8 protein-coding genes are annotated in these 12,276 nt (G+C 27.6%); 7 read left to right on the forward strand and 1 reads right to left on the reverse strand.

Features of this window, described 5'->3' with window-relative positions:
- Positions 1–153 precede the first annotated feature (153 nt).
- Positions 154–861 carry a hypothetical protein gene (locus tag NT01CX_RS06065; protein WP_011722175.1) on the forward strand — a complete coding sequence of 236 codons (708 nt, stop codon included), beginning with the start codon at positions 154–156 and terminating at the stop codon, positions 859–861.
- A gap of 69 nt (positions 862–930) precedes the next feature.
- Here the strand turns inward: NT01CX_RS06065 and gltS are convergent, their stop codons facing one another.
- Positions 931–2,127 carry a sodium/glutamate symporter gene (gene gltS, locus NT01CX_RS06070; protein WP_039223733.1) on the reverse strand — a complete coding sequence of 399 codons (1,197 nt, stop codon included), beginning with the start codon at positions 2,125–2,127 and terminating at the stop codon, positions 931–933.
- Between the two features lie 298 nt (positions 2,128–2,425).
- Here gltS and miaB point away from each other — a divergent pair, with 298 nt between their 5' ends.
- From miaB to NT01CX_RS06100, 6 genes are all read left to right on the forward strand, one after another.
- Positions 2,426–3,784 carry a tRNA (N6-isopentenyl adenosine(37)-C2)-methylthiotransferase MiaB gene (gene miaB / locus NT01CX_RS06075; protein ID WP_011722177.1) on the forward strand — a complete coding sequence of 453 codons (1,359 nt, stop codon included), beginning with the start codon at positions 2,426–2,428 and terminating at the stop codon, positions 3,782–3,784.
- A 51-nt stretch (positions 3,785–3,835) separates the two neighbouring features.
- A complete protein-coding gene (gene mutS, locus NT01CX_RS06080) occupies positions 3,836–6,565 on the forward strand; it encodes a DNA mismatch repair protein MutS (protein WP_011722178.1) in 2,730 nt (909 codons plus the stop codon).
- Positions 6,566–6,584: 19 nt separating this feature from the next.
- Positions 6,585–8,522 (forward strand): DNA mismatch repair endonuclease MutL, encoded by a 1,938-nt coding sequence (mutL, locus tag NT01CX_RS06085; protein ID WP_011722179.1) that lies wholly within the window; start codon positions 6,585–6,587, stop codon positions 8,520–8,522.
- A 12-nt stretch (positions 8,523–8,534) separates the two neighbouring features.
- Positions 8,535–9,479 (forward strand): tRNA (adenosine(37)-N6)-dimethylallyltransferase MiaA, encoded by a 945-nt coding sequence (miaA, locus tag NT01CX_RS06090; protein WP_011722180.1) that lies wholly within the window; start codon positions 8,535–8,537, stop codon positions 9,477–9,479.
- 22 nt (positions 9,480–9,501) lie between these two features.
- Positions 9,502–9,735 (forward strand): RNA chaperone Hfq, encoded by a 234-nt coding sequence (gene hfq, locus NT01CX_RS06095; protein WP_011722181.1) that lies wholly within the window; start codon positions 9,502–9,504, stop codon positions 9,733–9,735.
- A gap of 118 nt (positions 9,736–9,853) precedes the next feature.
- Positions 9,854–12,259 carry a homocysteine S-methyltransferase family protein gene (locus NT01CX_RS06100; protein ID WP_039223736.1) on the forward strand — a complete coding sequence of 802 codons (2,406 nt, stop codon included), beginning with the start codon at positions 9,854–9,856 and terminating at the stop codon, positions 12,257–12,259.
- Positions 12,260–12,276: the final 17 nt, after the last annotated feature.

Genomic DNA, 12,276 nt, shown 5'->3' on the forward strand with positions numbered 1-12,276 from the left:
AATATAAACCTCTACTATAGATTACATAAAAATTTAGAATGACATTTTTTATTTAGTATAAATATAAGCTTTAATTTATTGAAGAATTTTTGTATACTGTGTAAAATATAAACTATCATAATAAATCTAATCTAACTAAAAGGAGAAATAAAAATGACAATTAATAATGAAAATAATATTCCTTCAATACCAACAGGTTTTCTAGACAATGTAAGTAATATGCTTTCATTTGAAGATGATATTCTTTCAGATGATAATGGAAGACTTAGCCTAGAAGACTTAGAAACCTTAAGGGAAGAAATGAAAAAACAATTAGATATAATTTCTTCTAATATTTATACTGATTTAAATTTAATATATGATTTTGATTCAGAAAATAAAGATATTAATGATTCTATTTTTAATATTTTCAATGATTTTGGTATAGATCTTATTAAAAAACTTTCAACAAGATTTCAAAATGCCCATGTTAAAATAACTTACAGTACAGTTGTTGGGTATGTTTTTGAAGAAATACCTAAATCAAAAATAGAAGAAATCTCTATAAAAACATTAGATTGTATAGAAAACAACTGTAATGTATTAAACAATAATTATACTAAAGAAAATTATAAAAATAAAATTATGTATATTATTAAAATGGAATTAAGAAATTTCGAAGATAAGCTTAAACTAATAAATGTACCTTCTGAAACTACACAAACAAAGTCTAGTAATATAAAGTTTGATCTAAACATAAACGATCCTAAGTTTGTAGAAAATACAATTAAAAAGGTAGATTCTTTACTTGATAACAACGGTAAAAAGGCCATGCTAAAATATGTAGAGAAGTTAGCTAGTGAAATTATAAAATTAAAATAATATAATTTTAAAGAGGCATTGTTAATCATAGTTTTGAATAACATGCCTCTTTAAATAATCTAATAATATCTAATTAATAAAATTTATAAACACAGTAATTATAGCTGAGTTTACAAAATCTATAAATAAACATCCTACAATAGGAACAACTAAGTAAGGTGTAGGTGCAAATCCAAATTTATCAGTTAAAGCATCCATATTTGCTACAGCATTAGGAGTTGCACCCATTCCAAATCCACAGTTAGCTGAAGCAAAAACAGCTGATTCATAGTTTTTCCCAAGTACCTTAAAAACAATGAAATAAGAGAATAAAAACATAAGTATAGATTGTGCTATAAGCATAACTACCATTGGAATTGCAAGATCGAATAACTCCCATAATTTCAATCCCATAAGAGCCATGGAAAGAAAAAATGATAAACTAATACCACCTATTGTTTCTATTTCCTTCTCCTCTAATTTCTTGTTTTTAAAATCACAAATATTTCTTATAATTGCAGCAGCCATCATTGCCCCAATATAAGACGGAAAAGTTAGTCCCATACTTTGAATAAATTTAGAAATCAAGCATCCTATTCCCATAGCAAAGAATATCCATGATACAGCATTCATAAGTCTGCTATGACATAAAACAGCTGCATTATCCTCATGAAAATCACTTACTGGAATAGATTTATCTTTTGATATTTTAGGTGTTTTTAAATTATATCTTTCAATTAAACTTTTAGCTACAAAACCTCCAATAACACTTCCCATAATAAGTCCAAATGTTGCAGATGCAAAAGAAACAGTGGTAGCTCCACGTACATTCATTTCCTCTAGAAGTGGTCCAAAGGATCCTGCTGTTCCATGTCCTCCAACCATAGCTATGGAGCTTGTACAAAGTCCTAATAGAGGATTTAATTTAAACAATTTACTTAAGGTAACTCCTAAAGTATTTTGAAAGACTACTAATAAAATAGAAAGTCCCAAAAATATTATTACCTTAATCCCACCTTTTTTTAGCATTTTTACACTTGCAGTAAATCCTACACTTGTAAAAAAAGCAGTCATAAATACCGTTTGAAGTGTTGTATCTAAAGTTATAGTTGCTATATTAGTCATTTTTAATATTAAAACTATTATAGAAAAAATAAGTCCACCAATAACCGGTGCTGGTATACAATACTTAGAAAATAATTGTATTTTATTTTTGCAATATGTACCAAAATAAAATACAAAAGTGGCTAATGCCATAGTTGAAAATATATCTAATTTAATATTCACTATATTTAACATCCCTTCTTTTGTTATTGAATTTTAATCGCTTGTTTTATGCACATTTTTATATTTAGTATTAGTATTATACATTATTTCTCCGAAAAATGAAAGAAACTATATTTTACATTTCAATTTTTGGAGTTTACAAACTCATATAAACACTAATTTCTACATTGTATGTTAAAACAAACAGTGCAAGAAGCTTTTTTAAATTATTCACTTTTGTTTTAATATATTCTTTTTTATTTTTTTATAGATTTATGGTATATTAGTTATGTTATAATACAAAAGAGATTTTATATAAATGGAGGATTTAGTTTTGGATAATAATACAAAAAATATATATAATAAACGTTTCTTTATTTCAACCTGGGGATGCCAAATGAATGAAGAAGATTCCGAAAAAATATCAGGATTATTAAAAGGAATTGGATATACTAGAACAGACATACGTGATGAAGCTGATGTTGTTATTTTTAATACTTGTTGTGTACGTGAAAATGCTGAACAAAAGGTATATGGTCATCTTGGTGAACTTAAAGCATTAAAGAGAAAAAATCCTAACCTTATATTAATTGTTACTGGATGTATGATGCAACAAAAGGGTATGCCAGAAAAGGTTATGGAAAAATTCCCACATGTAGATATTATAGCTGGTACATACAATTCATATAAACTACCTGAATACATAGAAAGAGTAAAAACAGAAGGAAATTCTATAATAGAAATATGGGATAAAGAAAAAGGAATAGTTGAAGGACTTCCTGTAGATAGAAAAAGTGATATAAAAGCTTTTGTTACTATTATGTATGGTTGTAACAATTTCTGTTCTTATTGTATTGTTCCTTATGTACGTGGAAGAGAAAGAAGTCGTGATCCACAAAATATAATAGATGAAATTAAAGATTTAGTGTCAAAAGGCTATAAAGAAATAACTCTTCTTGGCCAAAATGTTAATTCATACGGAAAAGGCTTAGAACCTGAAATTAATTTTGCCACTTTACTAAGAATGGTTAATAAAATAGATGGACTTGAAAGAATCAGATTTATGACATCTCATCCGAAAGATGTATCAGATGAACTAATCAAAGCTATGGCTGAATGTGAAAAAGTATGCGAACAAGGTCACTTTGCTCTCCAATCTGGTTCTACTGAAATACTTCAAAAAATGAATAGAAAATATACTAGAGAAGATTATTTAACTTTAGTAAAAAAACTAAGAAAAGCTATGCCAAATGTAGGAATAAGTACAGATATAATAATAGGATATCCTGGTGAGACTGAAAAAGACTTTGAAGATACATTAAGTATTGTAAAAGAAATAGAATTTGATTCAGCATTTACATTTATATATTCTAAAAGAGAAGGCACTCCAGCTGCAAAGCTTGAAGATCAAGTACCTGAAGATGTAAAGCATACTCGTTTTAATAAACTTGTTGAGGCTGTTAACGAAATAATGGCAAGAAAAAATAAAGAATTTGAAGGAAAAACAGTTGAAGTTCTAGTTGAAGGTCCTAGTAAAAATGATGATACAAAACTTATGGGTAGAACTAGATCAGGAAAACTTGTAAACTTTAATGGATGTTTAGATCAAGTAGGAAAACTTGTAAATATAAAAATAACTAAAGCAAATTCTTTTTCATTAACTGGTGAAATAATATAAAAGGCTCTTTTTAGAGCTTTTTATATTATAAAAAATTAAGGAGGAATATTAATGGCACTTACGCCAATGATGAAGCAATATCTTGAAGTAAAAGAAAGAAATAAAGATTGTATTTTATTTTTTAGACTAGGTGACTTTTATGAAATGTTCTTTGAAGATGCTGAAACTGCAGCTCGTGAATTAGAACTGGTACTTACAGGACGTGATTGTGGTCTTGAAAATAGGGCCCCTATGTGTGGAATACCATATCATGCTGCAAATACATATATAAGTAGGCTTATTACTAAAGGATATAAGGTAGCTATATGTGAACAATTAGAAGATCCTTCTAAAGCTAAAGGAATAGTTAAAAGAGATGTAATCAAGATATATACTCCTGGAACTTATTCTGATGCATCTTTCTTAGAAGAAACTAAAAATAATTATTTAATGAGTCTTTATTTAGAAAATGAACTTGTATGTATGGCCTTTGCAGATGTTTCTACAGGCGACTTTCAATGCACTTATGTAAAATATAATGAATCTTCTATATTAGATGAAATATCTAAATTTATGCCAAAAGAAATAGTAATTATCGATAGTATAGATGACACTATAATAAAAGCAATAAAAGAAAGATTTGAAGTATCATTTACCGTTAAAAATAAAGATTTTTTCTATTTAAATGCTTCTTTGAATCTTAAAAATCAATTTCCAGACTTTAAGGAAGAAAACTATGATGATATAGTCATAACTGGTTGTAACGGACTTTTAAACTATATAATAGAAACTCAAAAGACTACATTAATTCACATAAATAAACTAGATTATTATGAAACTGTAGATTATTTAAGTATAGATATAAATTCAAGACGTAATCTTGAACTTACAGAAACTTTAAGAGATAAATCAAAAAAAGGTTCTCTTTTATGGGTACTTGATAAGACAACTACGGCAATGGGTGCTAGACTTCTTAGAAAATGGGTAGAACAACCTTTGATTCACAAAGAAATTATAGAAAATCGTCAAAATGCTGTAGAAGAAATATTAAATAATGTACCTCTTTTAGATGATTTAAGAAATAACCTAAAGGATGTTTATGATATAGAAAGATTAGCAGGAAAAATTTCTTCTAAAACTGTCAATGCAAAAGAATTACTTTCTTTAAAAAATTCTATTGGGAACTTACCAATTATTAAAAAAATCATTGAAAATTATAATACGGACCTTTTAAAAAATATTTATTCAAGCTTAGATTGTTTAGAGGATTTATATTCGTTACTAGATAACTCTATATTACCTTCTCCAGCGCTTTCTATAAAAGAAGGAGGAATAATAAAGGATGGTTACAATAAGACAATAGATGAGCTAAGAATGGCAAAATCCCATGGAACTGAATGGATAGCTTCTCTAGAAGAACAAGAAAGAAATATAACTGGAATAAAATCACTAAAAGTTAAATACAATAAAGTTTTTGGATACTACATTGAAATTACAAAATCTAATTTAAATCAAGTTCCTGAAAATAGATATATAAGAAAACAAACTCTTGCTAATTGTGAAAGATTCATAACTCCAGAATTAAAAGAGGTAGAAGATAAAATCTTAGGTGCTCAAGAAAAACTTATGGAACTTGAATATAATGTATTTGTAGAAATAAGAGAACTTATAGAAAAAGAAATTTATAGAATAAAAAACACTGCTAAACTTATATCTAGCATAGATGTACTTCAATCTTTAGCAATAGTAGCATTAGAAAGCAATTATTCAAAGCCTATAATAAAATTAGATGGAGAACTTTTAATAAAAGATGGAAGACATCCTGTAGTAGAGAAAATGATACCTAGGGATTCCTTTGTATCCAACGACACTATTCTTGATAATAAAGATCATCAATTACTATTGATTACAGGACCTAATATGGCAGGTAAATCTACTTACATGAGACAGGTTGCTTTAATAACTCTTATGGCGCAAATAGGTAGTTTTGTACCTGCAAAAGAAGCTGAAATTGTTATATGCGATAAAATTTTTACAAGAATAGGTGCATCAGATGATTTAGCTCGTGGAAAAAGTACCTTTATGGTTGAAATGTGGGAAGTTGCAAACATATTAAACAATGCTACTAATAAAAGTTTAATATTATTAGATGAAGTAGGTAGAGGTACTAGTACCTATGATGGTTTAAGTATTGCATGGGCAGTAATTGAGTATATATGTAAAGATAATAACTTAAAGAGCAAAACATTATTTGCAACACATTATCACGAACTTACTTCACTAGAAGGAAAAATCAAAGGAGTTAAAAACTATTCCATAGCAGTAAAAAAAGTAGATGATGATATAATCTTTTTAAGAAAAATTATAGAAGGTGGAGCAGATGAATCTTACGGAATAGAGGTTGCAAAACTTGCAGGAATACCATCTGTTGTTACAAATAGGGCTAAAGAAATACTAAATACTCTTGAAGAAAACTCTCCTCAAAACAATGATATTTCAAAAGAATCATCTAGTAGTTCTAATAGTCATGATAAATTAGAATCATCTGTAATAAAAGAATCAGAATCTAATATAAAAACTTATGATGAAATTTCTAATTTAGAAACTAATAAAATTAAAGAAGCACAAGTAGAAGTAGCAGTGGAAAAAGAAGTAACTCAAGATATAAAACAAATAGGCTTTTTAGATATAGAAAAGGAAGCTTTAATTAAAGAAATATCTTCTATAGACATACTTAATATGACGGTTAAAGATTGTTTTGATAAATTGTATGATATAATAAATAAAGCAAAATCCTTGTAATTTTATAGAAGGTGATTATTTGAAAAGAATAAATGTATTAAGTGAAGAAACATCTAACAAAATAGCAGCTGGAGAGGTTGTTGAAAGACCTGCTTCAGTTGTTAAAGAACTTGTAGAAAATAGTATAGATGCAAATGCCAAGAACATAACTATAGAAATTAAAGAAAGCGGAAAAGATAGCATTAAAATATCTGATGATGGTATAGGCATACATCCAAATGATATTGAAAAAGCTTTTATGCCACATGGTACTAGTAAAATTTCTTTAATTGAAGATTTATACTCCATAAATACTTTTGGCTTTAGAGGGGAAGCTCTTCCGAGTATTGCTGCAGTTTCTAATGTATTATTAAAGAGTAAAACAATGGATTCTGATTTTGGAAAAGAAATCTTAGTTTCAGGTGGAAGAATAAATCACATAAAAGACACAGCTTGTAATATAGGTACAGTTATTTCTGTAGAAAATTTATTTTTTAATGTTCCCGCTAGAGAAAAATTTTTAAAATCAGACAGAAGAGAGTCAAGTTTAATATCTAATATTATAAATAGACTGGCACTTGCAAATCACAATATATCCTTTAAATATTATACTAATAACAAAAAAACACTTATGACTTATGCATCTAGTGATGTTAAAAATACTATAAGATCAATTTATGGTAAGAATATCTATGAAAATATCATAAGTTTTGAAGAACATTCAGATATAGTTTCTGTATATGGATATATAGGTAATTCTGAGATAAGTAGGGGAAGTCGTAATAATCAAAGTATATTTGTAAACAAACGCTATATAAAAAGTGGTACTATTACAGCAGCAGTAGAAAATGCTTTCAAATCTTTTTCTACTGTAAACAAGTTCCCTTTCTTTGTATTATTTGTTGATATCTATCCTGAATTTATAGATGTTAATGTTCATCCAACTAAGTCAGAAGTTAAATTTCAAGATGAAAGAATAATATACAAAGTTGTCTTTGATGCTGTTCATAGTGCATTATCAACTAGCATTAAAGAGTCCTTTAATATAAACAAGGATTCTATATTTGATGATAAAGATACTACTTATAACCTTATACAAGATGAAACACCAAAACAAGAACAAGTACAAATTCCAATAGACCTTCAAAACAAAAGAAGTGATTCTATTATAGAAAATTTGCCAAAGTTTAACCCTAATGTTTCCTATGAAAAACCTAAAGATTCATGCAGAGAAAATTGTTTAAATAGTATAGATATTAATTTAAAAAATACTACTGAAGAACTTAAAACTAAAGATATTTATTACGAGAATTCTATATCTGCTTCTCCAAAAGATAATATTCTATGTGAAAAGTCTCAAAGTAAAAATATAGATAATTATAATACTATAGAAGCAAAATTTCCTAGATTAAATATACTAGGACAATTTAACAAAACATATATTTTAGCTGAAAGTTTAGATACATTTTATATGATTGATCAGCATGCTGCACATGAAAAGATTTTATTTGAAAAATTCAAAAATCAAATAGAAAACAGGGATGTTATATCTCAAATTTTATTAACACCTGTAATAATTGAAATGAGTGCAGAAGATTTTGCATATTACTCCGAAAATATTAATATATTTCATGAAAGCGGTTTTGTAACAGAAGTTTTTGGAGACAATATTATAAGCATAAGAGAGGCACCAATGCTTCTTGGTAAGGTTAGCACCAAAGATTTCTTTTTAGAAATTTTTGACGATATAAAAAATATGGGCAATGGAAATATAGCAAAAATTAAGCATAACATGATATCTTCTTTAGCATGCAAAGCAGCTATTAAAGCAAATCATACTTTATCCTATGAAGAAATGAATTCTTTAATAGAAGATTTACGTTATATAGAAGAACCTTTTAATTGTCCTCATGGTAGACCTACCATTATAAAATTAACTTTAAAAGAAATTGAAAAGAAATTTAAGCGTATTCAATAAAGGAGATTTTAAATGAAACAAGATTTATTTATTTTAGCAGGTCCTACTGCTGTTGGAAAAACAGATATTTCAATTAAACTTGCACAAAAATTAAATGGAGAGATTATCTCAGCAGACTCCATGCAAATTTATAAACATATGGATATAGGTTCTGCTAAAATTACGGAAGCTGAAAAAGAAGGAATACCTCATCATCTAATAGACTTTGTAAGTCCCTTTGATGAATTCAGTGTTGCAGAGTTTAAAGAAAAGTCTAAAAACGCAATAAAGGACATTGCATCTAGAGGAAAACTACCTATGATAGTAGGAGGAACAGGATTTTATATAGATTCTCTAATATTTAATTATGATTTTGCAAACACTTATAAAGATGAAGAATATAGAGAACATCTAAAAAATCTAGCCTCTGAACATGGTAAAGAATATGTTCATGAGCTTTTAAAAGATATAGATGAAGTTTCTTATAAAAAACTATATCCAAATGATTTAAAAAGAGTAATTAGAGCTCTAGAAGTTTTTAAACTTACTGGAAAAACTATTTCTGAATTTAATAAGGAGCAAGATATATTTGATATTCCTTATAATGTATACTACTTTGTTTTAAATATGGATAGAAGTAAATTATATGAAAGAATTAATAAAAGAGTCGATATAATGATGGAAAAAGGATTAATAGAAGAAGTAAAATCCCTTCAAAATATGGGATGCACTCCTGATATGCAATCCATGAAAGGTATAGGATATAAAGAAATTTTATATTATTTGGATGGAAAACTTTCTTTAGATGAAGCCGTAGAACTTATTAAAAAAGGAAGTAGACATTACGCTAAACGTCAACTAACTTGGTTTAGAAAAGATAATAGAGTAAACTGGATAGATAAAGATCAATATAAAGATGATACAGAAGTATGTAATGCTATAGAAGAAAAATTTTTAAATTTAAAAAATAATTTATAAAAATAGCTTGGAGGGGATAAGCATGAATAAATCTACCAATAATCTACAAGATTTATTTTTAAACAATGCCAGAATAAACAGAATATCTGTAACTATCTTTTTAACAAATGGTTACAAATTAGAAGGTTTAGTAAAAGGGTTTGATAATTTCACAATAATTCTTGACAATAATGGTAAACAAATGATGATATACAAACATGCAGTTTCTACTATAATTCCTAAATCACCAATACTATTTACAAACAAAGAAAAATAATAAATTTTAAAAATGCATTTCACTAAAAGTCTTAGGATGCCCTAAGACTTTTTTATTTGAATGTATTAGATAATACAGCCCATAATGTAATTTACTTATGCACGAAAGGATGATAAACATGAATGTGCTACAGTATATTAAAGATAATATACTAATTTTTGATGGAGCTATGGGTACAATGCTTCAAAAATCAGGATTAAATTTAGGAGAAAGTCCTGAAAAATTAAATTTTTCTCATGAAAATTTAATAATAGATATTCATAAAAAATATATAGAGGCAGGAGCTAATGTTATAACTACAAATACATTTGGAGCTAATGAACTTAAACTAAAAAACACTTCATTTTCAGTAGAAGATGTTATATATAAAGCTGTTTCTCTTGCCATTAAAGCCAAAGAAGATACAAACTGCTTTATAGCACTTGATATAGGACCTATTGGTCAATTATTAGAACCTATGGGTACACTTAAATTTGAAGACGCTATAAATATCTTTAAACGTCAAATAAAAGCAGGAGTTAAAGCAGGAGTAGATTTAATACTTATAGAAACAATGACAGACTTATATGAAATGAAAGCTGCAATATTAGCAGCAAAAGAAACATGTGATCTTCCTATATTCGCGACTATGTCTTTTGAAAATGATGGTAGAACTTTTACTGGATGTCTTCCTGAAAGTATGGCAGTTACGTTAGAAGCACTAGGTGTCACCGCAGTAGGCGTTAATTGTTCACTAGGACCAAAAGAATTAAAACCTATAGTAAAAAAAACATTAGAACATACTAATTTACCAGTAATAGTTCAACCTAATGCAGGACTTCCAACTATAGTAAATGGACAATCTTTATATACTATTACACCTGAAGAATTTTGTAATTATGTTGAATCTTTAATAGATATGGGAGTTTCTATCATAGGCGGATGTTGTGGCACTACACCAGATTTTATAAAATGCCTAAAATCTATGTCCCATCATAAAAAAGTATTAAAAAGAGATCCTATAAAAAAGAGTTTCCTTACAACTCCTTCTAAAATATTAGAATTAAATGAGGTTAGGATAATTGGCGAGAAAATAAATCCTTCTGGTAAAAAAAACTTAAAAGAAGCCATTATAAATGATGATATGGACTATATATTAAAACAAGCTATAACTCAACTTAATGGAGGAGCTGATATATTAGACATAAATGTTGGACTTCCAGAAATAAATGAGGCTAATATTTTAGAAAATACTATAAAAGAAATTCAAAGCAGAATAGATATTCCTCTGTCTATAGATTCTAGCAACTTAGAAGCTATTGAAAGAGCTTTAAGAATATACAATGGTAAACCTATAGTGAATTCTGTAAATGGAGAAAATAGTTCTTTAGAGACTATACTGCCTCTAGTGAAAAAGTACGGTGCTTCTGTAATTGGATTAACTTTAGATAATAAGGGTATACCTAAAACAGCCGGTGAAAGATTTGAAATTGGTAAAAAAATATTAAATACTGCTTTAGAATATGGTATAAAAAAAGAGGATGTATATATAGACTGTTTAACACTTACTGTATCAGCTCAGCAAAAAGAAGTTATGGAAACATTAAAAGCTTTAAAGATGGTTAAAGAAAATTTAGGAGTAAAAACACTTCTTGGAATATCTAATATTTCTTTTGGACTTCCAAATAGGGATATAATAAATGAAACATTTTTATCATTAGCACTGGGAGCAGGATTAGATCTTCCTATTATGAACCCCAATAATGAAAATATGATAAACATCATAAATGCATTTAAAGTTTTAAACAATAATGATAAAAATGCTAAACACTACATAGAAACCTATAAAGATAAAAAAATATCAACTACTATAGTTACAAATAATAATTCTTCTAATGAAAGCTTAAACCCTGCTTTTAAAAATGAAGCATCCTTAGAAAATTCTATACTACAGGGACTAAAAAGCAATACAAAAGACTTAGTAAAGGAACTACTAAAAACAAATAATGAACTAAATATAATAAATGATTATTTAATTCCAGCTCTAGATAGAGTAGGGGATAGGTATGAAAGTGGAGAAATATTTCTTCCGCAACTCATACAAGCTGCTGAAACTGTTAAAATAGCCTTTGACTTAATTAAAGAAAACTTAAATAGAAATAATAAAAAAGAGATAACTAAAGGTACAATAATGCTAGCTACAGTAAAAGGAGACGTTCATGACATTGGAAAAAACATAGTTAAAGTAATTCTTGAAAACTATGGATACGAAATCTTAGATTTAGGCAAAGATGTACCAATTGAAAGAATAGTAAAAGAAGCTATCGAAAACGACATTAAATTAGTTGGTTTAAGTGCTCTTATGACAACAACTGTTAAATCTATGGAGGATACTATTACTGCCTTAAAAAAAGCTAATTTTAAGGGAAAAATTATGGCTTCTGGAGCTGTAATAACTAAAGATTACTCAATTAAAATGGGAGCAGACTTTTGTGCAAAAGATGCAAAAGATTCTGTAGAAATTGCAAAATTAGTATTTGGTTAATTAAAAATAGGCGTATT

This window comes from Clostridium novyi NT (genome assembly GCF_000014125.1).
GTDB classification, from domain to species: domain Bacteria; phylum Bacillota; class Clostridia; order Clostridiales; family Clostridiaceae; genus Clostridium_H; species Clostridium_H novyi.

Bases quoted from the DNA above. Each gene is read 5' to 3' on its own strand.
- miaB (WP_011722177.1), top strand. From the start codon at position 2,426: ATGGAGGATTTAGTTTTGGATAATAATACAAAAAATATATATAATAAA.
- NT01CX_RS06100 (WP_039223736.1), top strand. From the start codon at position 9,854: ATGAATGTGCTACAGTATATTAAAGATAATATACTAATTTTTGATGGA.
- hfq (WP_011722181.1), top strand. From the start codon at position 9,502: ATGAATAAATCTACCAATAATCTACAAGATTTATTTTTAAACAATGCC.
- mutS (WP_011722178.1), top strand. From the start codon at position 3,836: ATGGCACTTACGCCAATGATGAAGCAATATCTTGAAGTAAAAGAAAGA.
- NT01CX_RS06065 (WP_011722175.1), top strand. From the start codon at position 154: ATGACAATTAATAATGAAAATAATATTCCTTCAATACCAACAGGTTTT.
- miaA (WP_011722180.1), top strand. From the start codon at position 8,535: ATGAAACAAGATTTATTTATTTTAGCAGGTCCTACTGCTGTTGGAAAA.